24 protein-coding genes are annotated in these 24664 nt (G+C 70.3%); 8 read left to right on the top strand and 16 right to left on the bottom strand.

The annotated features are described in order from the left end of the window. The first annotated feature begins 223 nt into the window (after positions 1-223). The 6 genes from CLV68_RS26155 (at position 224) to CLV68_RS26130 (ending at position 5290) form a co-directional block, all read left to right on the top strand. Entirely contained in the window at positions 224-958 is a 735-nt protein-coding gene (locus CLV68_RS26155; RefSeq protein WP_121393555.1) for a hypothetical protein, read from the top strand. Continuing rightward, positions 959-1567 carry a DUF4859 domain-containing protein gene (locus tag CLV68_RS26150; RefSeq protein ID WP_147460173.1) on the top strand — a complete coding sequence of 203 codons (609 nt, stop codon included), beginning with the start codon at positions 959-961 and terminating at the stop codon, positions 1565-1567. Between the two features lie 118 nt (positions 1568-1685). Then, entirely contained in the window at positions 1686-2498 is an 813-nt protein-coding gene (locus tag CLV68_RS26145) for an ArsR/SmtB family transcription factor (RefSeq protein ID WP_246010114.1), read from the top strand. Positions 2499-2947: 449 nt separating this feature from the next. Further along, positions 2948-3601, top strand: a complete 654-nt coding sequence (locus CLV68_RS26140) for a hypothetical protein (RefSeq protein WP_121393552.1) — start codon at positions 2948-2950, stop codon at positions 3599-3601. 4 nt (positions 3602-3605) lie between these two features. Further along, positions 3606-4460: a S24/S26 family peptidase gene (locus CLV68_RS26135; protein ID WP_121393551.1), complete on the top strand. Its 855-nt coding sequence runs from the start codon at positions 3606-3608 to the stop codon at positions 4458-4460. Continuing rightward, entirely contained in the window at positions 4457-5290 is an 834-nt protein-coding gene (locus tag CLV68_RS26130) for a LamG-like jellyroll fold domain-containing protein (protein ID WP_121393550.1), read from the top strand. The genes CLV68_RS26135 and CLV68_RS26130 overlap by 4 nt, the downstream gene beginning before the upstream one ends. 608 nt (positions 5291-5898) lie before the next feature. Here the strand turns inward: CLV68_RS26130 and CLV68_RS26125 are convergent. Genes CLV68_RS26125 through CLV68_RS26100 form a run of 6 tightly spaced genes read right to left on the bottom strand, consistent with a single transcriptional unit; the run spans position 5899 to position 14384 of the window. Next, the gene (locus CLV68_RS26125) at positions 5899-7482 is read right to left on the bottom strand and encodes a dipeptide ABC transporter ATP-binding protein (RefSeq protein WP_121393549.1); all 1584 of its coding nucleotides are present in this window, start codon (positions 7480-7482) and stop codon (positions 5899-5901) included. After that, on the bottom strand, positions 7469-9757 hold the full coding sequence (locus tag CLV68_RS26120; protein ID WP_121393548.1) for an arylsulfatase: 2289 nt from the start codon (positions 9755-9757) through the stop codon (positions 7469-7471). Before CLV68_RS26120 ends, CLV68_RS26125 begins: the two co-directional genes overlap by 14 nt. A 16-nt stretch (positions 9758-9773) precedes the next feature. Next, positions 9774-10628, bottom strand: a complete 855-nt coding sequence (locus CLV68_RS26115; RefSeq protein WP_121393547.1) for an ABC transporter permease — start codon at positions 10626-10628, stop codon at positions 9774-9776. Then, on the bottom strand, positions 10625-11584 hold the full coding sequence (locus tag CLV68_RS26110; protein ID WP_121393546.1) for an ABC transporter permease: 960 nt from the start codon (positions 11582-11584) through the stop codon (positions 10625-10627). Before CLV68_RS26110 ends, CLV68_RS26115 begins: the two co-directional genes overlap by 4 nt. Beyond that, complete coding sequence (locus tag CLV68_RS26105) at positions 11581-13149, bottom strand: ABC transporter substrate-binding protein (RefSeq protein WP_121393545.1); 1569 nt, start codon at positions 13147-13149, stop codon at positions 11581-11583. The genes CLV68_RS26110 and CLV68_RS26105 overlap by 4 nt, the downstream gene beginning before the upstream one ends. 35 nt (positions 13150-13184) lie before the next feature. Beyond that, positions 13185-14384: an ROK family transcriptional regulator gene (locus CLV68_RS26100; RefSeq protein ID WP_121393544.1), complete on the bottom strand. Its 1200-nt coding sequence runs from the start codon at positions 14382-14384 to the stop codon at positions 13185-13187. 354 nt (positions 14385-14738) lie between these two features. Here CLV68_RS26100 and CLV68_RS26095 point away from each other — a divergent pair, with 354 nt between their 5' ends. Continuing rightward, on the top strand, positions 14739-15656 hold the full coding sequence (locus CLV68_RS26095) for a TauD/TfdA dioxygenase family protein (protein ID WP_281274696.1): 918 nt from the start codon (positions 14739-14741) through the stop codon (positions 15654-15656). 19 nt (positions 15657-15675) lie between these two features. Here CLV68_RS26095 and CLV68_RS26090 read toward each other — a convergent pair whose 3' ends face one another. The 10 genes from CLV68_RS26090 to CLV68_RS26050 form a co-directional block, all read right to left on the bottom strand. Continuing rightward, the gene (locus CLV68_RS26090; protein WP_121393542.1) at positions 15676-15900 is read right to left on the bottom strand and encodes a hypothetical protein; all 225 of its coding nucleotides are present in this window, start codon (positions 15898-15900) and stop codon (positions 15676-15678) included. A gap of 478 nt (positions 15901-16378) precedes the next feature. Continuing rightward, complete coding sequence (locus CLV68_RS26085) at positions 16379-16849, bottom strand: RICIN domain-containing protein (protein WP_121393541.1); 471 nt, start codon at positions 16847-16849, stop codon at positions 16379-16381. Between the two features lie 90 nt (positions 16850-16939). Beyond that, positions 16940-17176, bottom strand: a complete 237-nt coding sequence (locus tag CLV68_RS33515; RefSeq protein WP_147460172.1) for a hypothetical protein — start codon at positions 17174-17176, stop codon at positions 16940-16942. Between the two features lie 75 nt (positions 17177-17251). Then, entirely contained in the window at positions 17252-17464 is a 213-nt protein-coding gene (locus tag CLV68_RS26080) for a phosphopantetheine-binding protein (protein ID WP_121393540.1), read from the bottom strand. After that, positions 17461-18102 (bottom strand): isochorismatase family protein, encoded by a 642-nt coding sequence (locus tag CLV68_RS26075; RefSeq protein ID WP_121393539.1) that lies wholly within the window; start codon positions 18100-18102, stop codon positions 17461-17463. The genes CLV68_RS26080 and CLV68_RS26075 overlap by 4 nt, the downstream gene beginning before the upstream one ends. A 2-nt stretch (positions 18103-18104) precedes the next feature. Continuing rightward, entirely contained in the window at positions 18105-19688 is a 1584-nt protein-coding gene (locus CLV68_RS26070) for a (2,3-dihydroxybenzoyl)adenylate synthase (protein WP_121393538.1), read from the bottom strand. Continuing rightward, positions 19685-20809 (bottom strand): isochorismate synthase, encoded by a 1125-nt coding sequence (locus CLV68_RS26065; protein WP_246010113.1) that lies wholly within the window; start codon positions 20807-20809, stop codon positions 19685-19687. Before CLV68_RS26065 ends, CLV68_RS26070 begins: the two co-directional genes overlap by 4 nt. A 68-nt stretch (positions 20810-20877) precedes the next feature. Continuing rightward, positions 20878-21714, bottom strand: coding sequence for a 2,3-dihydro-2,3-dihydroxybenzoate dehydrogenase (locus CLV68_RS26060; RefSeq protein ID WP_121393536.1), 837 nt, complete (start codon positions 21712-21714; stop codon positions 20878-20880). Positions 21715-21927: 213 nt separating this feature from the next. Beyond that, positions 21928-22731 (bottom strand): ABC transporter ATP-binding protein, encoded by an 804-nt coding sequence (locus tag CLV68_RS26055; RefSeq protein ID WP_121393535.1) that lies wholly within the window; start codon positions 22729-22731, stop codon positions 21928-21930. Beyond that, the gene (locus CLV68_RS26050; RefSeq protein WP_121393534.1) at positions 22728-23531 is read right to left on the bottom strand and encodes a siderophore-interacting protein; all 804 of its coding nucleotides are present in this window, start codon (positions 23529-23531) and stop codon (positions 22728-22730) included. Before CLV68_RS26050 ends, CLV68_RS26055 begins: the two co-directional genes overlap by 4 nt. Positions 23532-23647: 116 nt before the next feature. Here CLV68_RS26050 and CLV68_RS26045 point away from each other — a divergent pair, with 116 nt between their 5' ends. Continuing rightward, positions 23648-24607, top strand: coding sequence for an ABC transporter substrate-binding protein (locus CLV68_RS26045; RefSeq protein ID WP_121393533.1), 960 nt, complete (start codon positions 23648-23650; stop codon positions 24605-24607). Positions 24608-24664: the final 57 nt, after the last annotated feature.

The following is a 24664-nucleotide window of genomic DNA, read 5'->3' as shown; positions in this document are numbered from 1 at the left end:
GACCTGGCACCGTCTCTCACCGGCGGAATCAACCCACAAAGAGTCCATTGAGGAATAAGGGCGCGCGGGCACCGACAAGGGTCCGCGCGCCCTTTACCATTGAATGGGATGCACCCAATCGGCGCTGACCGGCGTCGGAGTGTGCTGCTAGCTTGGGTTTCGGAAGGGCTCTGGGGCAGATCAACCTACCGAAACCCGCGCGCCACCGGCATTTCACCGTTGAATGCCGGTCGCTTTCGCGCGGGACGACATCGCGCACAACGGCATCGCGCACGACAAGCAGCAGCTCACACTCGGGAGGACAGCTGTGTCTCCGAAAGGCAGGCTCGCCGCGCTCGTGGTCGGCATCGGTCTCGCGGCCGGGATCGGCATCGCCGCGCCCGCGCTCGCCGCGCCGAACGCACCCCGGGCCGCACCGGCCGGGGTGACCTCGACGACCTACACCTACGGTTTCGAAGGCGGCGACTGGGAAGGCTGGTCACCGGAGGACGGTGGCAACACCAGGGGGTGGTGGATCGACCACACCACCGCGCGGGCGCACGGCGGCAGCCAGTCGCTGAACTACCAGCTCGACGGCACCTGGGACAACGGGACCATCTGGATCGAGAAGGCGTTCACCACCACCGCGAGCACCGCGCTGCCGGTCACGGTGACGTACTGGGGCTGGTCGCCCGCCTCCGGTGGCCCCGGTTCCGGCTACTGGCTGACCACGGCGTCCATCAAGGGCACCGACCACGACCTCGGCGCCACCGCGTCGAACCCGCCCTGGGACAACCTGGGCACCTGGGACATCACGCCGGAGCAGTACTACGGCGGCTGGCACCAGTACACGAAGTCCGCCACCGTCAACACCGTCGCCTCGGGCAACACGGTGTACGTGGCCATCGCGTTGCACGCGAACTTCGAGACCACAAGGGACTACCTGCACTTCGACGACGTGTCCGTCACCATCGGCTGAGTGGGGGAAACGATGCTGTCCAGGAAGCTCACCGCCATCGCGGCCGCTGTCGTCACCGCGGGCGCCGCGCTGTTCGCCGGGGACGCCGCCGCGACTCCGGCCAGGACAACGGCGGTCACGTACACCTACGACTTCGACAACCTCGACGACGTGGTCCAGCACGACGACGGCGGCACATCCGGCTACTGGGTGGACAAGAACGGCACTGTGGTGCGCAGCGGGTCCACCGCGGCCCGGTTCCGGATCCGCTCGTTCAACTCCGCGGGCAAGCCGTGGATCCAGTGGTACTACTCAAATCCGCAGCAGTCGTCGGCGCTCCCGGTCGAGATCAGCTTCTACGTGCGTTCGTCCTCCGGCGGCTCCGCCAACGCGTGGAACGCCGCGGCGTACGCGGGAACCGCCAACCCGCACAGCGACTCGGGTTCGCCCAGCGCGGGCTGGCAGTACCAGAGCATCACGCACACCGCGAACACGTGGGCGAAGTACACCTTCACCACGACGGTCAACACGCTCTCGCAGTCGGAGCTCGACGTGGCTGTCGGGATCGCGGCGACCTGGCCCGCGACCCGCACGTACTACGTCGACGACGTGGTCGTGAAGGTCGGCTGAGTCCCGGAGCCGAGGTGGCCCAGTCCGAGCCAGGACTGGGCCACCCGCTTTACAGGCAACCGCGCGGCTGCCTATGCTGGACGGGCAACCACAAGGTTGCCTGTCTCCAGGAGCGGCCGTGGACCCCAGCGACCAGGTCTTCCGGGCGCTGGCCGACCCCAGTCGCCGCGACCTGCTCGACCGGCTCAACGAGCACGACGGGTTGAGCCTGCGCGAGCTGTGCGCGGGCCTGGCGATGAGCAGGCAGGCGGTGAGCAAGCACCTGGCCGTGCTCGAGGCGGCGAACCTGGTCACCACCGCGTGGCGGGGCCGGGAGAAGCTGCACCACCTCAACGCCGAGCCGGTCAACGCCATCGCCGACCGCTGGATCAGGCAGTACGACCGGGGGCGGGTGCGCGCGCTCGCCGACCTGAAACGAGCACTGGAGCACCCGATGAGCACCGCAGAGGGCCCGACCGAGTTCGTCTACACCTCCTACATCGACACGACGCCGGAGCGGCTGTGGCAGGCGCTCACCGAGCCCGCGTTCACCAGCAGGTACTGGGGCGTGGAGCTGACCAGCGAGTGGGTCACCGGGGCGCCGATGACCTGGAAGGAGAACGGGGTCACCATCACCGACCCCGAGCAGGTCGTGCTGCTCGCCGACCCGCCGCGGCGGCTGTCCTACACCTGGCACACGCTCAGCGACGAGTGGCGCGACTCGCACGGGTTCGACCCGGCCGAGATCGCGGTGCTGGCCGCGCAGCGCCGGTCCAAGGTCACCTTCGACATCGAGCCGCTGGCGGGGCGGGTGCGGCTGACGGTGACCCACGACGGGTTCGAGCCGGGCAGCGAGCTCGTGGCGGGGGTCAGCCACGGGTGGCCGGAGATCGTCTCCAGCCTCAAGACCCTCTTGGAGACGGGGGACCCGCTCCCGGCCATCGCACGGTAGCCTGCGCACCCCAAGCGCTCCCCCGGGGCAACCGAGACGCTCGGATCCGGCTGGTTTTCTGACACCACGTCACGAAAAGGCGCCCGGAACGTGTGGCTTGGACCACTCGATCCGGCATTCCGTGATCCACACAAGCATGTTCACCCGTTTTAGCTACTAAAGCGACTCAAGTCGGCATTTTTGCCACACAGCGTGTAGTTCGCCCGTCTTCTCGGCCGTCGGCCTGACGGAAGGCGGGGCCGCGGTAGCCCTCGATGACACGCAGCGTCTGCATCGGACTGTCCACAGTCGTCTGAGCAAACCACCCGCTCCGTCACGCTGGGCACACTCGTTCGTGTCACTCCTAAGAACCAGCTCATAGTCCGCGATGGACTGTTTGGTGCACACGAGCAGGATCCGCGTCCCCGCCCTACCGGCACCACCCACGCCGGACCGAGAAGAGGTTGGCCATGACCACGTCCCCGGAGTACGTGCCGTCCCCACGCAAGCGCGGCACCCGTGCACGTGACCGCCGGTCCGCCCTCATCGTGATCCTGGGTGGTCTCATCGGCACCGTGCTGTTGGCGCTGTCGCTGACCGGAACGCTGTCCGCCTTCACCGCCGCGATCACCAACACCACCGACACCGTGTCCACCGGCTCGCTGGTCATGCAGGAGACCGACGGCACCAACACCTGCACCAGCAGCAGCTCGTCGACCAACTCGGTGAACTGCGCGACCATCAACAAGTACACCGGCAACACGCTGATGCCCGGTGGCTCCGCGACCAAGACGGTGACCCTGTCCAACCAGGGCAGCATCACCCCCGCGACCTTCACCCTGACCCCGGCCACGTGCAGCCAGTCCGGCTCGGTCAGCGGCATCACCCCGGCGTCGGACTTCTGCACCCAGGTGACGCTGAAGATCTACGCCGCCGCCACCGCGACCGGCCCGACCTCGTACAACGGCACCCTGACCGCGTTCACCACGCCGCTGTCGCTGACCGCGCTCGCCCCCGCCGCCTCGCAGGCGTACACCTTCGTCGTCAGCCTGCCCGCCGGTCTGGGCAACAGCTACATGGGCCTCACCGCCTCGCAGCAGCTGACCTGGACGTTCAGCTCCTGATGCGATGACCGACGAGCGGCAGCGACGAGAGCGGCGCGGTGGCAGACACCGCGCCGCTCCGTCGCGTGCCGCGGTCCGCGCGTTGGCCGCGGTGGGCGCGGTGCTGATCGCCGGTCTCGTGCTGGTGCTGGGCTGGCGGGCGACCGGCGGGCGGTGGCTGTCGGTCGACTCGCCGTCGATGGGGCAGGCGGCCCCGGTCGGCACGCTCGTGCTCACCCGCCCGATCGCGCTGGACCAGGTGCGGGTCGGCGACATCATCTCGTTCGACCCGGTCGAGGGCGGGGTCACCCACACCCACCGGGTCGTGCGGATCACCGACGGCGCGGTGTTCACCAAGGGCGACATCAACGGCGCCGAGGACCCGCGGCCGGTGGCGGCCGACCACCTGGTCGGCGCGGTCGTCGCCCGACTGTGGGGCGTGGCGTACGTGATCAAGGCGCTGCCGATCCTGCTGCCGGGCGCCGGGCTGGTGTGGTTGCTGACCCGCTGGTCGACGCCGCGCTGGCGGATGGCGACCCGGCTGGTCGGCTACTCGCTGGTGGTGTGCGCGGCCATCGTGGCGCTGCGGCCGCTGGTCAACGCCGCGGTGCTGACCACGCTCGGCGAGGCGGGCCTGACCACGGCGACCGTGGTGGCCACCGGGGTGCTGCCGGTGCGCGTGCGGGACCCGGACGGGGTGTTCGCCGACCTGCACTCCGGTCAGGTCGCCGAGTTGGTGAGCAAGGCGGCCAACTCCGACGGGCAGGTCCCGTTCGCCGTCGACGCGCACATGTCCGTTCTGTGGTGGACAGTGTGCTTGGCGCTGTGCTGCGTCCCCTTCGCGGTGTCGGTGTACCTGGGCAGGAGGACGGTGCGATGACCAAGCGCAGGCTGGCCGCGCTGGCCGGGGTGCTCGTGCTGATCACCTGGCTCGGCACCAGTTCGACGCTCAGCGCGTTCCTGGCGCGCGTGGTCAACACCACCAACCGGGTCAGCTCGGCGGTCCTCGACTGCACCCAGGTGCCCCTCGCCGACGGCGCCACCCGGCACTACCCGCTCAACGAGGGCGCGGGCGGCGTCATCGCCTACGACGCGTCCTCCACCGGCGCCGACGGCACCTACCAGGGCGGCCGCAACTCCAACGCCGCCAACCCGTACCCGTGCGCGCGGCCGGTGGACTGGTACGCGCGGGTCGACCAGACGCACTGGATCTCCACCCCCGGCACCATCGCCATCGCCCCCGGCACCAGCACCAGCCAGGAAGCCTGGTTCCGCACGGTCAACAGCCAGGGCGTCATCTGCGGCTTCGGCAGCACCCAGACCGGCGCGTCGACGAACAAGACCAACCTGCTGACCATCACCAGCACGGGCCGGGTGGCGTTCCTGGTCAAGGGCACGTCCAACTACGAACTGACGACCTCGTACTCACTCAACGACGGCGCCTGGCACCACGTCGTCGGCGTCCACAACGCCTCGACCGGCCTCTTCCTCTACGTGGACGGCGTCCTGCGCGCCTCCAACTCCAGCGGCCACCCGTCCGCCCTGACCGCGTACTTCCGCATCGGCTACGAGAACACCAACGGCTTCACCAACGGCTTCGGCTCCGACCAGGACCTCGCCCACTTCTGGGACTACCTGGCCTTCATCTCCTTCTACCCGTTCGCCATGACCTCCACCCAGGTGAGCCAGCACTACAGCCTGGCAGCCTGATTCACTTCTGGGCGCGGACGAGCCACACGCCGAACTCCGTAGACCCCGAACTTCACGATGCCCGCGAGGAACATCCGCAATCCCCCCTCAGACGTTGGCCCCACCACACCCCTCCACACACACAACGTTGGCCACCACGCGCCCCCAAACAAGGTTGGCCACCACGCGCCCCTAGACAACGTTGGCCACCACGCGCCCCCAAGCAACGTTGGCCACCACGCGCCCCTAAATAACGTTGGCCGACAACCGCTCCTCGGATCCGCTGGTGCCAGGCCGGCTCGATGGGGTGGACTTGTTTTGTGTGGGGGGACGATGCCCGTAGCGTCGCTCACCGTGGCAGGGCCTGCTTTTGGGCCCCTGCTTTGTGGTTCTGCCCGGGTGTCGTAGGGGCCCCGCGCAAAACAAGTTCGCCCCATCGAGCTCTTGCTTTCTCGCGCCCAGGCCAATGCCGAAGGCGAGGCGTTGATCGTCGACGCCGCAGGCGAGCACGAGAGCCGGAACAGCCCCAGCTCAAGATCAACCGCCCAACGCAGCCCCCGATACACAGCTTACCGAGCTGCACCGACAGAACGCCCCAAGCGAGCCAACAGCCTGTGGACAACCCACCCTCACCCCACCGAGGCGACCTGCCCCTCCCGCCGCACCCGCTGCTCCACCGGATCCGGCACCGGCACAGCAGCCACCAACCTCCGCGTGTACTCAGCAGCAGGAGTCCGCAGAACCTCATGATGCGGCCCCTCCTCAACCACCCTCCCCCGATGCAGCACCGAAACCCGATGCGCCAAGCTGTCCACCACAGCCAAGTCGTGGCTGATGAAGAGGCAAGCGAACTCCAAGTCCCGCTGAAGGTCCGTGAGAAGCTCAAGCACCGTAGCCTGAACAGACACATCCAGCGCACTAGTGGGTTCGTCGGCGATCAAGAGCGACGGCCCCAGAGCCAACGCCCGCGCGATACCGACACGCTGGCGTTGACCCCCGGAAAGTTCGCGAGGACGACGCCCAGCAAATGCAGCGGGAAGTCGGACAGACTCCAGCAGCGCGGCCACTCGGGCGCGGTAGTCCGCACCGCGGGCGACCTTGTGGACGCGCAGGGGTTCGCCGACACAATCCTCAATGGACATTCGGGGATTCAGAGAACCACCAGGGTCTTGAAAAACGAAGCCGATGTGACGGCGAGCAGTGGTGGGGTCGCCGCCGAGGACTGTGACTGTGCCGGAGGATGGGGGCAGTAGACCTGCGGCGACCTTGCCGATGGTTGACTTGCCCGAGCCCGACTCCCCCACCAGACCGACGACCTCGCCCTGGCCGACCCGCAGGTCGACGCCGTCCACGGCGACGAAGTCCTTGTACCGCACCACGACCTGGTTCAGCTCCAGCGCCGGGTCGGCCGCCGGGACTGCGGACGGCGCCCTCTGCCCCAACCGGGGGACCGCGGCCAGGAGTTCTTGGGTGTAGGCGCGCGTCGGTCGGGCGAACAGGTCCTCGACCGGGGCCTGTTCGACGAGCGTGCCCCGGTGCATCACCGCCACCCGGTCCGCGAGGTCGGCCACCACACCCATGTTGTGCGTGATCAGCAGGATCGCGGTGCCCAGCCGGTCGCGCAGGTCCCGGAGCAGGTCGAGGATCTCCGCCTGGACCGTCACGTCGAGCGCGGTGGTCGGCTCGTCGGCGATGATCAACCGGGGGTTGTTGGCCAGTGCCAGGGCGATGACGACGCGTTGCTTCTGGCCGCCGGAGAGCTGGTGCGGGTAGTGCCGGACCCGCGTGCCGGGATCGGGGATGCCGACCAGGTCCAGCAGCCGCACGGCTTCCTTCAGGGCCTGAGCCTTGGACAACGGCTGGTGCGCGCGCAGAACGGCGGCGATCTGCCACCCCACGGTGTGCACGGGGTTCAGCGCGGTCGCGGGCTCCTGGAACACCATCGCGACCTGCCTGCCCCGCACCTGCCGCAGACTTTCCTCATCCGCGCCGACCAACTCCCGATCCCCGAGCCGCGCGCTCCCGCTGACAGAAGCCGTCCCCGGCAACAAACCCAGCACCGCGCGCGCCGTCACCGACTTGCCCGAGCCGGATTCCCCCACCAGCGCCAGGATCTCACCCTGGCCGACGGTGAAGTCGATGCCGCGCACCGCCTCCACCGCGCCGAAGGTGACCCGGAGACCCGCCACAGTCAACACATCAGTCGTAGACACGTTCGGCCTCCGCCCAGAGACGCGCGATGAGCTTGGGGTCGTAGTCGGCCTGCGGGCCCGGCTCGTACCGGACGTGCCGCAGGGTCCCGCTGTAGGGGAACGTCCCGGCGCGCTGGTGCAGGTCCCAGTCCACCGGGCCGCCCCGGTCGGCGCCGACGCTGATGCCGGTGAACGGGGCGAGGCCGATCAGCTGGGCGACCGGACCGACCTCGGCCGACCCCGCGCCGGTGTCCAGCACGAACGACCACTGGAAGTCCGGCAACGCCCTGGCGGACAACCGAATCACACCCGAACCCAGCGGTACGGCCCCGGACCGGTGCACGACGCCGTAAGCGTTGTAGCTCAGGTGCGCGGCGCCGTCCTCGACGTACACGACATAACCGCCGCCCTGGTCACCGTGCGCGAACAGCACACCATGACCACCACCGTCCACACCGGCCTCGACGACGAAGTCCCTGAACTGCACCAGCTGCGCCGACCGGTACCGCTCCAGCAGCGGCGTACCCGGGTACAGCGTGACCGGCTGCTCCAGGCGGTCGTCAGCGGGACGGCGGAGGTCGTTGGCCGGGCCGTGGTCGTTGAGCGGGAAGACGGCGTTGTTCCAGGCCGCGCTCTCCCACGCCGCCGCCAGTTCGGCCAGCTTCTCCGGGTGCTCGGCGGCCACGTTCGTCGTCTCGGCGGGGTCCGTGGCGACGTGGTACAGCTCCCACTCGCTGTCGTCGTACGGCTTGCCCGGGATGTGCCGGGTGACGATCTTCCACCCGTCGGCGTAGTACCCGCGGTTGCCGCCGGTCTCGGTGTACTGGCTCGTGTGTGGACTCTCCGCGGCCGAGTCGCGCAACACCGGGACCGCGCTGACCCCGTCCTCGTCGGCCGACGCCACCCCGTGCCTGGCGTCCAGCCTGGGCACCCCGGCCAACTCCAGCAGGGTCGGCGTCACGTCCGTCACGTACACGTACTGGTGCCGCAGACCCGCGTCCAGACCAGCGGGCCAGTGCACGATGAACGGCGTACGAACCCCGCCTGCGTAGGTGTCGAACTTGTAGAGCCGGAACGGCGTGTTCGACGCCTGCGCCCACCCGCGCGGGTAGTGGATCGTGGTCTGCGGTCCGCCAAGCAGGTCCAGCTCGCGGGCGACATCACGCTCCCAAGTGGACGGCACGCCGGGCACGTGCACGAACTGGCTGAAGTAGCTGCGCGTCCCCTCCGGCCCGCCCTCGGCCGTGGCGCCGTTGTCGGAGGTGAAGACGATGATCGTGTTGTCCAGCTCCCCGTGCTTGCGCAGGGTCTCCACGATCCGGCCGACGCTCTGGTCCACATTGTCCAATGACGCCGCGTAGACCTCCATGTACCGGGCGAACAGCTCCTGCTGCGCCACCGACAGCTCGTCCCACGGCGGCACGTCCTTGCCGGGCTCGCTGTTGCGCGGCGGCAGCGCGGTGTCGGCGGGGAACAGCCCCTCGGCGAGCTGCTTGGCGAAGCGCTGCTCCCGGATCGCGTCCCAGCCCTCGGCGTACCGGCCGCGGTAGCGCTGGAGGTCGGAGTCCTTGGCGCCCAGCGGTCCGTGCATGGCGTGGTGGGCGAAGTAGAGGAAGAACGGCTTGTCCGGGTCGTTCGCGCGCAGGGTGTCGATCATCCGGGTGGCGCGGTCGGTGAGGTCGTCGGTGAGGTAGTAGCCCTCGGGGAAGTCGCCGTCGTACGGGCTGTTGTCCCAGACCAGCCGGTGCGGGTGGTGCAGGTTGGTCAGGCCCTCCAGGCTGCCGAAGTACCGGTCGAACCCGCGTTGCAGCGGCCACGACGACCGGTCCGCGGCGTCGTGGCTGGCCGCGTCCCTGGTCAGGTGCCACTTGCCGACGGCGAAGGTGGCGTACCCGGCGGCGCGCAGCGACTCGGCCAGCGACGGCGCGTTGTCGGGCAGCTGGAACGAGTACGCCGGGTAGCCGGGGTCGGAGTTGGCCGGGAACGCGAACCCGGCGCGGTGCGGGTTGAGCCCGGTCAGCAGCGCCGCGCGCGAGGGCGAGCACAGCGGTGTCGTGTGGTAGTTGGTCAACCGCAGGCCACCGGCGGCGAGCGCGTCCAACGCGGGCGTGGCGATCTCGCCGCCGAACGGGCCGATGTCGGCGTACCCGAGGTCGTCGACGAGGACGACGACGACGTTGGGCCCCTTGGCGCGCCGCTCGACCGGCCACCCCGGGCGCGACTCGGCGAAGACCCGGCCGACGCGGCCGGTGAAACCCTCGTACCCGCGGGCGTTGTCAGGGAGAGATGGGGGCATGGTCTGGTCCTTCGGGTCAGGCGCCGCGTGCGGCGTTCGCGGCTTGGGCGATCAGCTGGAAGCCCAGCACGAGCACGGCTGTCACCGCTAGGGGGCCGATGGCGAAGAGCGGGTTGAGGTCGAGGTAGCGCAAGGAGGTCGTCAGCACCGATCCGATGGACGGGTGCGGTGGGCTCACGCCGATGCCGAGCACGCTCATGGCGCCCTCGATGAACACCGCGACCGAGAGCGACAGTGCCAATTGGACCAGGATCGGTTCCAGCGAGTTCGGCAACACGTGGTGACGCAAGACGTGGGCCTTGCCCGCGCCGATCACCTCGGACGCGGTGACGAACTGCGATTCCCGCACCCGCAGCACCGCCGCGCGCAGCAACCGGCCGAACACCGGGATCTCGACGCAGACGATCACGATGACCACCGAGGTGGTGCCCGGCCCGATCACCGCGGCCAATCCGATGGCCAGGATCAGCTGCGGGAAGGCCAGCAGCACGTCGAAGAGCCGCTGCACCGCGACGTCGAGCACGTTGTTGACCGTGGCCAGTGCCCCGACCGCGCAGCCGACCAGCGCGCCGATCGGCACCGCGGTGAACGCGATCAGCACGTCCACCCGGATGCCGGTGAGCAGGCGGGCGAGGATGTCGCGGTTGAGGTCGTCGGTGCCCAGCGGGTGCCCGGCGGTGGGGCCGAGCAGGTTGGCGCCGGGGATCTGCTGGTACGGGTCCCACGAGACCAGCAGCGGCCCGAGCAGCCCGGCGGCGATGACCAGGCCGACCAGCACCAACCCGACCAGGCCCTTGCCGCGCAGGAAGGTCCGCGGCCTGCTCGGGACGGCCACCTCGATCGGCTCGGGGGTCTCCAGGGTGGCGGTCATGCCTGCGCTCCCAGCCGGACCCGCGGGTCCAGGTAGGCGTGTACGACGTCGGTCAGCAGCTGGACCAGCACGAACACCGTGACCGAGAGCATCAGCAGCACCTGCACGACCGGGTAGTCGCGGCGGGTGATGCCCTGCTCGATCAGCAGGCCGAGCCCGGGCCAGGAGAAGATCGACTCGACCAGGACGGCGCCGCCGAGCAGGGCGCCGGTCTGCAGGCCGAGGGTGGTGATGGCCACCGGCAGCGCGCCGCGCATGGCGTGCCGCACGACGACCTCGCGCCGCCGCACCCCGGCCGCGCGGACCGTGGTCACGTAGTCCTGCCGCAGTTCCGAGCGCAGCGTCTCGGCGAGGAACCCGGTGAGCACCCCCGCCACCGGCAGCGCCAGGCACACCGCGGGCAGCACCAGGTACTGGGCGGTGATGTCGAGCCGGTCGAACATGCCCTTGGGCGGGACGCCGCCGGTGGGCAGCAACCGGAAGAACACCCCGAACACGATGATCAGCACCACGCCGGTGACGAACGGGGGCAGCGCCACCGCCGCGGTGTGGAAGCCGGTGAGCGCCCGGTCGACCCAGCGGTTGGTCGTCGCCGCCCAGATCGGGCCGAGCAGCAGCGCCACCAGCACCGCGACCACCAGCGCGGCCAGGGTGAGGGTCAGCGTGTTCGAGAAGCCCTCGGCCACCAGGTCGGCGATGTCGCCACCGACCAGGTACGAGCGGCCGAGGTCCCCGCTGAACAGCCCGCCGAGCCAGCGCAGGTACTGGGTGAGCACCGGCAGGTCGAGCCCGAGGTCGTGCCGGATGGCCGCGACGGCCTCCGGGGAGGCGTCCGGACCTGCCAACGCCGCGGCCGCGTCACCCGGGATCGCCCGGATGACCAGGAAGATCAGCACCGAGGCGAGCCAGAGCACGACCAGCGCCGACGGCGCGCGGCGCAGCAGGTACCTGGTCATGCCAGGAACGCCTTGGACAGGTCCAGCTCCCGCCTGCGCGACCAGTCGAGCCCGTGCAGGGTGTCGCGGGTGGCCGCCAGCTCGAACACGACGCCGATCTCGGCGAGGAACGCGCCGTCGAGCAGCTGGGTGGACAGCTCCTGGTAGGCGGCGGTGGCCTCGGGGCCGGTCGCCGATTGCAGTGTCCACGCCTTCTCCGCGGCGGCGGTGTAGGCGGGCGAGCTGTACTTGGAGGCGTTGCGGCGGGCGTTGAACGGGTAGGCGCTGACCGTCAGCGTCGCGGGCGAGAACTGCGCCCACGAGTGGTTGGTCGTCCACAGGCCGGGGAACTGGGCGCCGATCAGCTGCTTGACGAACTGGGTGGAGTCGACCGGGGTGAGGGCGACCTCGATGCCCACCTCGGCGAGGTTGTTCTGGATGATCTGGGCGATCGCGGTGTAGACGCCGTCGTTGCCGACGTAGGACAGCGGGATCTCCGGCAGCTGCTTGCCCGACTCGGCGATCAGCGCCTTGGCCTTGGTGAGGTCGCGCTTGTAGCGGCCGTCGAGCTCCTGGTCGTAGGCCGGGCTGGTGCGCGGCCACGGCAGCGACGTCGGGTAGCCCTTGTCCCGGAAGACCTCCTTGATGATCCGCTCCTTGTCCAGCGCGTAGGCGATGGCCTGGCGGACCTTCGGGTCCTCGAGCCCCGGCGCGGTGACGTTGAGGCCGACGTACGCCTGCAGCTCGGCGCCCTCCAGCGAGGTGACGTTGATGCCAGGGGTGGCGGCGAGGGACTCGGCGTCGCGGTAGCCGACCGCGCGGGCGAGTTGCACCTGGCCGGACTTCGCGGCGGCGGCCAGCGACTGGGCGTCGGGGATGACCCGCACGTGCACGCCGTCGAGGTAGGGCGCGCCGCCCCAGTAGTCGGGGTTCTTGCTGAAGGTGAGGTCGGTGTTGGGGCGCCACGAGTCGAACTTGAACGCGCCGGTGCCGACGAACTTCGTGCCGGTGGCGATGTCGGCGGCGGTCTCGGAGTCGACCAGCGGGACGGTGTCGAGCAGGTCGAACAGGTTGCTGACCGGGTGCTCCAGGCGCAGCACGACCTCGTCGGCCGCCGGGGTCTGCACGGCGGTGATGGTCTTGGCGGTGGAGAGCAGTTGGCCGTTCCACTTGGCGTCGGCGTAGTTGGCCAGCGCGAACTTCACGTCGGCGGAGGTGAGCGTGCGGCCGGTGTGGTACTTGACGTCCTTGCGCAGCTTGAGGGTGACCGTCTTGCCGCCGTCGGTCTGCTTCCACTCGGTGGCGACCCGCGGCTTGGGCTCCAGGGTCTTGTTGTCGTAGCGGACGAGGGTGTCGTAGACGAGCCCGACGACGGTGGTGATGGAGACGTTGCTGTTGGTGAACAGGTTGGCGGGCACCAGGTCGAGCGCGACGCCGATCTCGGCCACCCCACCCGGCTTCGGGGCGGCGGAGGTGCCTGCGGTGCTGGTCTGCGCGTCCACGGCCGACTGGCAGGCGGTCGCGGCGAGCAGCAGCGCGGCGGCCGCGATGGCCTTGAGCGTCTGGCGTCTGGACGGAGCGTTCATCGGGGTGGGGCCTTTCTGGCGGTCCGGGGTCGGGGTCAGGGGGCGCCGACCGGGGACCGGTCGGCGGCGGGGGCCTGGTCGAGCAGGTCGAGCGGGTGGTCGAACAGGCGGTTCAGCAGGCCCGTACAGGCGGCGGTGGCCTGGAGCGTGGGGCCGAACCTGGTGACCGACACGATGTCGGTGCCCGGCAGGGTCGTGGTGGTGGCGAAGGCCCTGAGCAGATCGGGCAGCCGCTCGGCCGGGTCGGTGATGGCCTGGCCGCCGAGGACGACGCGGTCGGGGTTGAGGGCGTCGCGCAGCAGGCCGACGGCCCGGCCGAGTGCGGCGGCGCGGTCGGCGAGCAGGGCGTTGGCGGTGGGGTCGCCCGCGGTGGCGGTGGCGCGCACGAGCCGGATGTCCGGCTCGGGGACGACGCCGGCGGCCACCGCCCGGTCGGCGACGGTGCGGTCGGCGACGGTGGCCTCCAGGCAGCCGGTGGCCCCGCATGGGCAGCGGGTGTCGCCGCCGATGGGCAGGTGGGCGATGCTGCCGCCCCCGCCGGGGCCGCGGTGCAGCACGCCGTCGACCGACAGCGCGATGCCGACGACCTCGCGGGCGTAGAAGTACAGCAGGCTCGACACCCGCGGCCCCCAGCCGAAGAGCAGCTCGGCGTTGGCCATGGCGGTGACGTGACCGTCCAGGTGCACGGGGTAACCGGTGGCGCGGCGCAGCAGGTCGGCGGCGGGCACCCGGTGCCAGCCGAGGCGGTCGTGGTCGAGCACCCCGCGCTCGGTGTCCACCAGGCCACCGCTGGCCAGGCCGATGCCGACCACCCGGCGGCGCGGCCGGCGGCGCAGGAACGCGCGGACCTTGCCCGCGATGTGCGCGAGGGCGTCCTCGGCGCTGCCCTGCGGCGTAGGGATCTCCTCGGAGTCGAGCAGGGTGCCACGCAGGTCAGCCAGCCCGTAGGTGGTGGTGCTCACGCCGATGTGCACCCCGCAGGCGGCGAAGGTGGTGTCGTCGAGGTGGATGGGCACCCTGGGGCGGCCGATCGCGCCGACCGGCACCAATTCGGGGAACTCGCGCAGCAGGCCCAGCTCGATGAGCACCCCGACCTGCCTGCTGACCGTGGGCATGCTCAACCCGGTGTGCTCGCCGATGGCGGCGCGGGAGAGCGGGCCCTCGCGGCGGATCACGGCCAACACCGCGGCAGCGTTGGCCGCGCGCACGCTGGGTCGGCGCGGGGAATCGGGCACGGGTGGGTTCCCCCTCAGGCGGGTGGGTAGGGCAGGTGGGGTCGCGGGTGGGCTGGGCAGGCGGGGGCGACCCGCTTTTGTTCGCGCGGGTAAAGAACTCAGGCGGAGACGAACCGGCCCGGCAGGCGGTGGCGGGCAGGCGGAAGTGGTCAACGACAGCGGCGCACCAGGGAAGAATCCGTTTGTCCACAGGGGATGTCAACGGCGTCCGGGATATGGAACCGGTGGTGCCCGGTTAATTTCAGTGCTTTCCGGAAGCTTGTTGGCGCGGCGGTGCCGTTCGTAGGTTCGGGGTGCGGGGCAGCCCGCCTCTCGCCGCGGTCGCGGCATCCGCAGCAGAAAGGAACCCCTACCGTGAGCCAGTCCGTGCAGACCGGGGTGTCGGTCGTCAAGCTCGGTTCGAACATCGGCGCGCGCGTCGACGGCGTGCGGCTCGGCGGTGACCTGTCCGAGGCGTCGGTCGCCGCGGTCCGCGCCGCGCTGCTGGCCAACAAGGTCATCTTCTTCCGCGGGCAAGACCACCTCGACGACGAGGGGCAGCTGGCGTTCGGCTCGTTGCTCGGCGAGGTGACCCTGGCGCACCCGACCGTGCGCGGGGTGAAGAACCCGAACGTGCTGCCGATCGACTCGGAGTACGGCAAGGCCAACAGCTGGCACACCGACGTGACGTTCGTCGACCGGATCCCGTCGGTGAGCATCCTGCGCGCGGTGCACCTGCCGCCGTACGGCGGGAACACGGTGTGGGCCAACACCGTCGCCGCGTACGAGTCGCTGCCGCTGTCACTGAAGACGCTTGTGGACGGTCTGTGGGCCGTGCACACCAACGCTTACGACTACGCGGCCAACATCGACGAGCTGCGCATCGGTGGCGTGGACGTCAAGACCGAGCAGTACCGCTCGGAGTTCCAGTCGGACCTGTACGAGACCGAGCACCCGGTGGTCCGCGTGCACCCGGAGACCGGCGAGCGCTCGCTGCTGCTGGGCCACTTCGTCAAGCGGCTCATCGGTGTGACCTCGGTCGAGTCGCAGACGCTGTTCCAGCTCCTGCAGGCCAGGGTGACCCGCCTGGAGAACACCGTCCGCTGGCACTGGCAGGACGGCGACGTCGCCATCTGGGACAACCGCGCCACCCAGCACTACGCCATCGCCGACTACGACGACCAGGCCCGCCGCCTGCACCGCATCACCCTGGCCGGGGACGTCCCGGTCAGCATCGACGGGACCCCGAGCGCCGTGCGCACAGGGGACGCGTCGCACTTCTCCGCCGTATGAGCTCCTGCCAGCCCTAGGTCTATTGTGGACCTGGGGCTGGCAGGCGTTCGCGGTCCCGGTGGGCACGCCGGAGGAGGTGCAGGGTTCCCAGGGACAGCCTGGGTTCGAGCTCGGCGATGGCCTGCTCGGTGAAGGGGATTCCTTTGAGGACTCTTCCTTCGTCGTTGGTGGTCGCGATGTCCTGGGGCAGCTCGTCGAGCACGGCTACGGTGAGATGGCCGACTCCCAGGGTCAGTGGGTCCATTGTGGTGCCGTAGTAGTAGAGACAACCACTCGAAACACCCGCTTCGCGCGCGCACGCCAGTCCTGCCCCAGCCCCCACCCTCTCCGGGGGGCGTCCCAGTGCCAGTCTATCGGTACCCCCCGACAGGCGATCTTGGAACAGGGGCCTGCAAGATCCAGATGTGGATAACTTCTGTCGCTGAACCGGGTGAAGAATCCGGTCCCCGTCAGTCAGGTTTCGCAGGCCCAGCCACCCTCGGCGTCTTGGACGCCTGCCGCGTGGAGCAGGTGGGCGACTTGGTGAACCTTCCCGGCGCCGCAAGCCCTTCCCGACGCAGCAGCCCATGCCCCCAAGCACATCAACGCCCCCAGCGCAGCCTCCCCAAGCAGCGCACCCGAATCCAGGACCTCGACCGCGTCAACACCCTGGGCCGCGACCTCTGTCCAAGCGCGCCCGAAACCGGGACGCCGACCGCGTCGACGCCCCGGCCAAGCAGAAGTCAGCCGCCGAACACGGGGAGTTGCCAGCGCTCCCCCGCGACCGCCCCGTCGCACGGTTGCAGTCCCACGTACTGGCCCTCGTCCGCGTGCCACAGGCACCACGGCACGCCCGCGTCGTCCTTGGCGGCCTTGACCCAGTAGCCGCCGTCCTGTTCCTGCAGGGTCCAGGCTTGCGGCTCGTCCAGTTCGTCGCACGCCTTGGTGACGACGTCCAGGTCGATGTGCGCCAGGCACAGGTCCGTCCCGGCGGCCGTGATCGCCACGCTCCGGTCCTCGTGCTCCGTCAACTGCCACGCCTGCCGGTCCAGCGGCGCGCACGCGTCGCCGAACACCACCCCCGGCACCTCCGGCCGGGTGAGGCACTGGTCGGTCGCCACCGACCGCACCCACACCTCCCCCTCCGCCGCCTCGGCCGCCGCCACCGCAGGGCTCAACACCAGCATCCCGACCGCCAGCACCAACGCACGCATCTGATCCTCCTGAGCCACACCACTGGTCCACTCAGGACATTGCCGCGCCCGGCCCGCCACCACCGGACGGGCCACCCGATCGAGTGGCGGTCAGCGGTGCGCGGCCCAGTGCGCCCCGACCCATTCCCGCTGCTGCGCCGTCAGCTCGACCTGCAACACAGCACCGTGCAGAGCCTTGTACGTCTCATACCCATGCAGCGCGTCGACCACATCGGCTCGCACCTCAGCACCCGCCCCATCCACTACGACACGGTCCGGGCGTTGCTCCGGCGACCTGTCCGACTTGCCGCAGCTCGGCCTGGTCGAAGCGAGGGTGCGGACGGTCACCGGCGGGCCTTTGTTCGACTGCGGATACCCGGCGGATTGGCCATCGAGTTCGCTGGGTGACGTGATCACCCAGAGCTACCGGACCAGGGTGGACCAGGCCGCGATGGTGGGGGTTTCGGCGAGGTCGGCGAAGGACAGGGCGGTGCCGGTGGTGCGCCAGGACTCGAGGAGGGTCATGACGCGGATGGAGTCGAGGCCGTGGTCGAGGAGGTTGTCGTCGTCGGCGATGGTGGTGGGGGGGACTTCGAGGAGGGCGGCTACCTGGGTGCGGATGTCGTCGGGGGTCATGGCCTGCCCTGGGTGAGGTGGGTGATGAGTCGGGACGTCGTCATCGTGGTGGCGCAGCGGGTGGCGGCGTAGCGCAGGGCCATGGCGTGGTCCTCGGCGGAGAAGTCGGCGACCGCGTCGGCGACCAGGAAGGTCTGGATGTCGCGCATGAAGGCGTCGGTCGCGGTCATCAGGCAGCCGATGTGGGCGTAGACCCCGGTGACGATGAGCTGGTCGCGGTCGCCCATGAGCGCGGTCAGCTCGGTGCGGTGGAAGGCGTTGTAGCGCCACTTGGTCATCAGCTGGTCGCTGCCGCCCGGGCGCAGGTCGGCGATGATCTGCTCGTCGGCCGGGTCGGTGCCGATGCCGCGGCCCCACATGTCCAGCTGCAGGCCGCGCTGCTGGGCGGTCTGGCCACCGGGCTGCGCCGAGAACACGACCGGCACCCCCAGCCGCCTGCACACCTCGCGCAGCTCCCGCAGGTTCGCGACCAGGTCGAGCATCGGCTGCGCCCCCGACGGGAACGCGCGCAAGAAGTGGTTCTGCATGTCGTGCACCAGCAGCACGGCGCGGTCCGGGTCGGGCGTCCACTCGACCCGGTTCTTGGGCAGTTCCGGCTCGGTCGGCATCGGGTACGGCGCGATGGCGGGCAGTCCCATGGTCAGACCTCCCTGGCGGCGAGCAGGGCCCGCAGGTCGCGGCGGCTGGTCTTGCCGACGCCGGTGTGCGGGAACTCGTCGACGAACTCGACCCGGTCGGGGATCTTGTAGGCGGCCAGGCCGCGCTCGCGCAGGAAGGCGCGCAGTTGGGGGCCGGTGATCTCGGCGGCGGCGACGACGAACGCGCAGGTCCGCTCGCCGAGGAACGCGTCGGGCACCGCGACGAGGGCCGCGTCGTGCACCGCGGGGTGCGCGATCAAGTGGTTCTCCACCTCTTCTGCGGCGACCTTCTCGCCACCGCGGTTGATCTGGTCCTTGGCCCGGCCCTCGACGACCAGGTGGCCGGAGGGCAGCAGCCGCACGAGGTCGCCGGTGCGGTAGTAGCCGTCGGTGAACGCGACCCGGTTGTGGTCCTCGGCCCGGTAGTAGCCGCGGATCGTGTACGGCCCGCGGGTGAGCAGGTGCCCCACCTCGCCCGGCTCGACCGGCCGGTCGTCCTCGTCGACCACGAGCAGTTCGTCGTCCGGGGAGATCGGGCGCCCCTGGGAGATGGCCACCAGGTCGTCCGGGTCGTCGAGGCGGGTGTAGTTGACCAAGCCCTCGGCCATGCCGAACACCTGCTGCAGCGCGCACCCCAGCTCCGGCCCGACCCGCCGCGCGGCCTCCTCGGCGAACTTGGCCCCGCCGACCTGCAGCACCTCCAGGCTGGACAGGTCCTCGGGTCGGGTGGCCGCGGCGGTCAGCCACAGCAGGGCGACCGGCGGCACGACCCCGGTGATCGTCACCCGTTCCCGCTGGATCAGTCCGAACGCGACATCCGGGCTCGGCGCCGACGCGAGCACGATCCGCGACCCGGCGTGCAGCGCGCCGAGCACACCCGGCGAGCTCATCGGGAAGTTGTGCGCGACCGGCAGCGCGACCAGGTACACCGAGGACGGCCCGAGACCGCAGATGTCGGCGCTTTCCCTGACGCTGTAGAGGTAATCGTCGTGGATGCGCGGGATCAGCTTCGGCACGCCCGTGCTACCACCGGACAGCTGGAGGAAAGCCAAGGCTCCAGAGTCCACAGTGGGCAGTTCGCCAGCTGGATCGACTGGCACGTCAGCGAGTGCGGTGTGCCGGCCTGGATCGCCGAGCACGAACACCTGCCGCACACCGACCTGCTCGGCCAACGTCCGGTAGTCGAACCCGCCGAACCGGTCCGCGACGACGTACGCCACGGCCTCGGTGTGCGAGCAGAAGTACGAGATCTCACTGAACCGGTGCGGCGGCAACGCGAACACCGGAACAGCGCCGGCGCGGAACAGTCCAAAGACGACGGAGAAGAACTCGGCGACGTTCGGCAGCTGCACCACGACCCGGTCGCCGGGCGAGATCCCCCGCGCCATGAACCCGTGCGCCATCCGCGTTGCCCGCTCGTCGAGCTCCCGGTACGTCCACCGCTGCCGGTCGTCGACAACCGCGACCTGGTCGGCGAACTTGGCGGCCCGATCGGCCAGGAACGCACCGAAGGTCTCCCCCGTCCAGTAGCCGCGCTCGCGGTACCGGGCGGCGAGGTCCTCCGGGTAGGGCACCCAGTCGCTCACGCCGACTCCTCCACGCCGAGCGCGCCGAGCAGGGTCCGCAGCTTCGCGCCGGTCTCGGCCAGTTCGGCCTCCGGGTCGGACCCGAGCACCAGGCCCGCGCCCGCGAACAGCCGCAGGGTCGCCCCGCGCACCTCGCCGCAGCGGATGGTGACGACCCACTCGCCGTCGCCGCGCGCGTCCGACCAGCCCACCACGCCGGTGTAGAAGCCGCGGTCGAACGGTTCGAGCTCGCCGATCACCCGGCGCGCGGCGGCCGTGGGCGTGCCGCAGACCGCGGGCGTCGGGTGCAGGGCGGTCGCCAGCTCGAGCACAGGCGTGTCCGGATCGGCCAGCACGCCGGTGACCTGCGTGGACAGGTGCCACATGGACCTGGTCGGCAGCAGCTCCGGCTCGCTGGGCACGGTCAGCTGCTTGCAGTACGGGGCGAGCGCGTCGGCCACGGCGGTGACCACGACGGCGTGTTCGCGGCGGTCCTTGGCCGAGGACAGCAGCGCGGTGGCGTTGCGGCCGTCGAGCACCGGGTCCTCCGCGCGCGGGCGGGACCCGGCCAGCGGGTTGGACGAGACGACGCTGCCCGTGCGGCGGATCAGCAGCTCCGGGCTGGTGCCCAGCAGGGTGCGGTCGCCGAGGTCGGCGGCGAAGGTGTGCCCGCGCGGGTCGCGGGCGGCCAGCGCGCGGACCAGGTCGAGCACGTCGACCGGTTCGGCGGCCACCAGGTCGAGCCTGCGGGCGAGCACGACCTTGCTCAGCGCGCCGGACTCCATCAGCTCCAGCGCGCGCCGCACCCCGGTGCGGTAGGCGTCGGCGTCGGTGTGCTGGGCCAGCCAGTGGGCGGACACCCCGGGCGCCTGCCGCGCGGCGGCGGGCAGCGGACCGGAGCGGCGCACCACCTCGGGGATCACCAGCCGACTGGGCGCGGCCGGGTCGAACGGGATCGCGCCGACGACGATCTCGTCGGCACCGAGCGCGCCTGCCGCCTCGACCGGGGAGGTGAGCACGGCGCGCTCCCCTTCAGCCAGCAGCACGCCCGCCGGTGAGGTGAACAGGAACGCGCCCGGCCGGTAGGCGGCGGGCAGGTCCTCGGGTCGGGCCTCGACGGGGAGGGTTCCCAGGGCAGGCACAGACTGCTCCGTTCTGATCGGTGTCCACTCGTTCATCGCCAACTCCGCTGGTGTCCGGAGTGGACACCTCAGCCGACCAGGGTCGCGCCGCCGTCGACGTAGAGGTTCTGCATGGTGATGTGCCGCGCCTGGTCCGATGCCAGGAACAGCACGGCGTCGGCGATGTCGGCCGGGTCGGCGATGCGGCCGAGCGGGATGCCGACCCGGAAGCTCTCCGGGGTGCCCTCGATCACCCGGCGGGCGCCGTCGCCGGTCCACAGCGCGCGCTGCATGGCGGTATCGGTCGAGCCGGGGGAGACCACGTTGCAGCGGATGCCGTGCTGGGCCAGTTCCAGACCGAGGCAGCGGGTGAACATGGTGGCGGCGGCCTTGGAGGCTGCGTAGGCGGCCATCTCCATCCTGGGCACGCCAGCGGCGTTGGAACCGACGGTGATGATCACGCCGGACGAACGGGGGACCATCCGGCGGGCTACCGCGCGGGAGGCGAAGAACACGCCGTCGGAGTTGACCGCGAAGGTGCTCAGCCAGTCCTCGTCGGTCGACTTGACCACCGCGCCCGCCCGCAGGACGCCCGCGACGTTGACCAGGACGTCGATCGGGCCCAGGTCGCCCTCGACCTGGTCGACGACCCGCTCGACGGCGTCGCCGTGGGAGACGTCGACGGGGTAGGCGCGGACGTGGGCGCCCGCCGCGCGGTGCTCGGTGGCGGTGGCGTCGACCCGGACCCGGTCGAGGTCGACAGCGGCGACGGCGGCGCCCTCGGCGGCCAGCGCGGCGACGACGGCGGCGCCGATGCCCTGGCCCGCCCCGGTGACCAGGGCGGTCTTGCCGGTGAACCGACCAGGGGCCTTCCCCTGATCACCACCCGACGCGGTGGCGCTGTCGGCTGTGCTGGTGCTGGGCATCAGGAGGCCCCCCGGGGTAACGGTGCCGGGACGACTGAGGCGCGGTGTGCCATGGCGGACCCCTTGCGGCGGCGATGACGCGGACCACGCGGACGATCATCAGGTGATGTGATCACCCGCGTCATTTAGGTTAGCCTAACTTACCTTTTTCCGGCAGGGGTCGGTCAAGCCGGTGTGGCCATCGTCGCGCGCCGAACAACCCGCGAGCGGGTCCTAGGTGGACACCGACTGGCGCGCCCTGGCCAGCGGCACGACCATCGGGGTGCCGGTCTCCGGGTCGTCGACCACGCGGCAGCGCAGGCCGAACACGTCCCCGACCAGCTCGGCGGTGATGATCTCGGACGGGTGGCCCTGCGCGGCGACGACGCCACCGGGGCTCAGCGCGATCATGTGGGTGGCGTAGCGGCATGCCTGGTTGAGGTCGTGCAGCACCGCGACCAGCGTGTACCCGTCGCGCTCGTGCAGCTCCGCGCACAGGTCGAGCACCTCGACCTGGTGGGCGATGTCCAGGAACGTGGTGGGCTCGTCGAGCAGCAGCAGCGACGTGCGTTGGGCGAGGACCATGGCGAGCCAGACCCGCTGCCGCTGTCCACCGGAGAGCTCGTCGACCATGCGGCCGGAGAGGTCCGCGACGCCCGTGCGCTCCATCACCTCCGTCACCACCGCTTCGTCGTCCGCAGACCACTGGCGCAAGAGGCCCTGATGGGGATAACGGCCGCGTGCGACCAAATCGCCGACTGTGATTCCACTGGGTGCGATCGAGGTTTGCGGCAAAAGGCCCAGCCTGCGCGCGACTTCCTTGGAGCGGTAGGAGGCGATGACCTCACCGTCCAAGTAGACCGCGCCCTTGCTCGGCTTCAGCACCCGCGCGAACGCCTTGAGGAGGGTGGACTTACCGCAGGCGTTAGGGCCGACGATGACCGTGAAGGAATCGTCCGGGATGGCGACTCCCAGATCGCTTGCTACTACACGGTTGTCGTAGGCGAGGGTCAGCTCCTCGGCGTGCAAGCGGTTCACAGTCCGACCTCCGCGTAGATGTCGTCCACAGCGTCGAAGTACTGCTCGTCGTCGGCGATCGCGTCGGCCGCGGCCAGCTTGGGATCGATGACGGCGGAAACCTGCTGGTAGCGCTGTTCCCACCGCTCGGCGTCGAAGCGCCAGTAGCCGATGGTGTCGTAGCGGTCGGCGGGCAGCCCGAGGGTGTGGCGCAGGTGGCGGCGGACGTCGCGGGTGGCGGCGGCCTCGCCCGCGACCCAGAGGTACCCGGGACCCTCGGGCAGTTCGCGGTCGCAGACGGCGCGGCGCAAGGCTTCGCCCGCTTCGCTCGAACGGGCGTACACCCATTCGATGGTCACGTCACCGCTGGTGTCGAAGGTCTGCCGCTCGTCCGGGTTGTCCACGATCGCCACGACGTGCACGACCGCGCCTGCCGGGAGTTCTTCCACCGCACGGCCGATCGCGGGCAGCGCGGTCGCGTCGCCGACCAGCAGTCGCCACGGGACCTCGGCTGCCGGGTGGTACTTGCCCGCCGGGGCACCGCTGATCGTGATCTCCGCGCCCGGGGAGACGGTGGCGGCCCAGTCGGACGCGATCCCGCCGTCGTGCAGGACGAAGTCGATGTCGAGCTCGGAACTGGTCGGTTTCCTGCGCCGGATCGTGTAATTTCGGGTGAGGTCACCGGGGAAGGCGATCCGGCACGACTCATCCGGCAGTCCACTGCCCTCGTAGTCGCGCAACGCGTCCCCGCCCAGGGTCACCCGCCGCATGAGCGGGGTGATCGCGACGGTGCTGCGGACCGTCGCGCGGTATGCGGTCATGTGGCCGGACTCCCTCTTGTGACGGCAGACGCGTTGTCAACGTAGGATAGCCTCACCTAATCTCCGCGTCATGGCCGCCCGTTCGGGCGAGGCAAGAGTTCACTTGGAGTAGCCACATGAGAGCGAAAGCCCACTCGCGCCTGATCGCCCTGGGTTCGGCGGTCCTGCTGGCACTGGCCGCGTGCGGATCAGCCGAGCAGTCACCCGGCGCGGGCGGGCAGTCCAGCACCGCGGCGGCTCCGGCCAAGCGCACGGTGCAGACCCCCAAGGGGCCGGTCGAGGTTCCCGGCGACCCGAAGAAGATCGTCGCCATCGACTTCCAGATCCCGTACATCCTGCTCGACCTCAAGGCGAACCTGGCAGGCGCGATCGACCTGACCGCGGCCAAGGACGGCGAGCCGTTCACGCAGCTGACGATCATCGGCACCGACACCGGCGAGCTGAACTTCGACAAGATCGCCGAGCTCGACCCGGACCTGATCCTGGCGGCGGACTACCAGGAGCCGGAGTACGAGAAGCTCAAGGACCGCTACCCGACCGTGCTGATCCCGGCCGCCGGTGACCAGCCGGGCTGGAAGCCGCAGGTCAAGGCGGTCGCCGAGGCGATCGGCAAGGCGAGCGCGGTCGACGAGCTGGAGAAGAAGTACCAGGGCCGGGTCACCGAGATCAAGGACAAGCACAAGGACAAGATCGCGGCGGGCAAGTGGGCCACGCTCGGCACCTACGACGGGTCCGGCTGGTACCTCTACGACAAGGTCGGCGGCCCGTCCACCGCGCTGGCCGACCTCGGCATCGCCTTCGACGAGGCCACCACCAAGGTCGCCGACGGCAACGTCGCGCAGTACTCCATCGAGCAGCTCAACCAGCTCAACGGCGCCACCGTGCTGCTCTTCGACGACCTCGGCCCGCCGGTCACCGCGCCGGGCGCGGGCGACAAGCTCAAGGCCAACCCGCTGTTCACCTCCATCACCGCGGTCAAGGCGGGCAAGGTGTACGACGGCGAGTTCAACATCCTCGACTACGGCGACGCGCTGCGCGTGCTCGACCAGATCGAGTCGGTGCTCGGCAAGATCTGATCTTCCGCGGGTCGGAGCGGGGCGGTCCACTGTGGACCGCCCCGCTCTTTTGCCGTG

This window comes from Actinokineospora cianjurensis, assembly GCF_003663795.1.
Taxonomy (GTDB): domain Bacteria; phylum Actinomycetota; class Actinomycetes; order Mycobacteriales; family Pseudonocardiaceae; genus Actinokineospora; species Actinokineospora terrae.
The sequence above is the reverse complement of the archived record's forward strand: the minus strand, read 5'-3'. Positions and strand labels throughout refer to the sequence as shown.

Excerpts from the sequence above, each read along its gene's own strand:
- CLV68_RS26090 (WP_121393542.1), bottom strand. The coding sequence starts at position 15,900 with ATGGACCCACTGACCCTGGGAGTCGGCCATCTCACCGTAGCCGTGCTC.
- CLV68_RS26130 (WP_121393550.1), top strand. The coding sequence starts at position 4,457 with ATGACCAAGCGCAGGCTGGCCGCGCTGGCCGGGGTGCTCGTGCTGATC.
- CLV68_RS26075 (WP_121393539.1), bottom strand. The coding sequence starts at position 18,102 with ATGGGACTGCCCGCCATCGCGCCGTACCCGATGCCGACCGAGCCGGAA.
- CLV68_RS26120 (WP_121393548.1), bottom strand. The coding sequence starts at position 9,757 with ATGCCCCCATCTCTCCCTGACAACGCCCGCGGGTACGAGGGTTTCACC.
- CLV68_RS26155 (WP_121393555.1), top strand. The coding sequence starts at position 224 with ATGCCGGTCGCTTTCGCGCGGGACGACATCGCGCACAACGGCATCGCG.
- CLV68_RS26105 (WP_121393545.1), bottom strand. The coding sequence starts at position 13,149 with ATGAACGCTCCGTCCAGACGCCAGACGCTCAAGGCCATCGCGGCCGCC.
- CLV68_RS26140 (WP_121393552.1), top strand. The coding sequence starts at position 2,948 with ATGACCACGTCCCCGGAGTACGTGCCGTCCCCACGCAAGCGCGGCACC.
- CLV68_RS26080 (WP_121393540.1), bottom strand. The coding sequence starts at position 17,464 with ATGACCCCCGACGACATCCGCACCCAGGTAGCCGCCCTCCTCGAAGTC.
- CLV68_RS26060 (WP_121393536.1), bottom strand. The coding sequence starts at position 21,714 with ATGCCCAGCACCAGCACAGCCGACAGCGCCACCGCGTCGGGTGGTGAT.
- CLV68_RS26045 (WP_121393533.1), top strand. The coding sequence starts at position 23,648 with ATGAGAGCGAAAGCCCACTCGCGCCTGATCGCCCTGGGTTCGGCGGTC.
- CLV68_RS26110 (WP_121393546.1), bottom strand. The coding sequence starts at position 11,584 with ATGACCAGGTACCTGCTGCGCCGCGCGCCGTCGGCGCTGGTCGTGCTC.
- CLV68_RS26135 (WP_121393551.1), top strand. The coding sequence starts at position 3,606 with ATGACCGACGAGCGGCAGCGACGAGAGCGGCGCGGTGGCAGACACCGC.
- CLV68_RS26115 (WP_121393547.1), bottom strand. The coding sequence starts at position 10,628 with ATGACCGCCACCCTGGAGACCCCCGAGCCGATCGAGGTGGCCGTCCCG.
- CLV68_RS26085 (WP_121393541.1), bottom strand. The coding sequence starts at position 16,849 with ATGCGTGCGTTGGTGCTGGCGGTCGGGATGCTGGTGTTGAGCCCTGCG.
- CLV68_RS26050 (WP_121393534.1), bottom strand. The coding sequence starts at position 23,531 with ATGACCGCATACCGCGCGACGGTCCGCAGCACCGTCGCGATCACCCCG.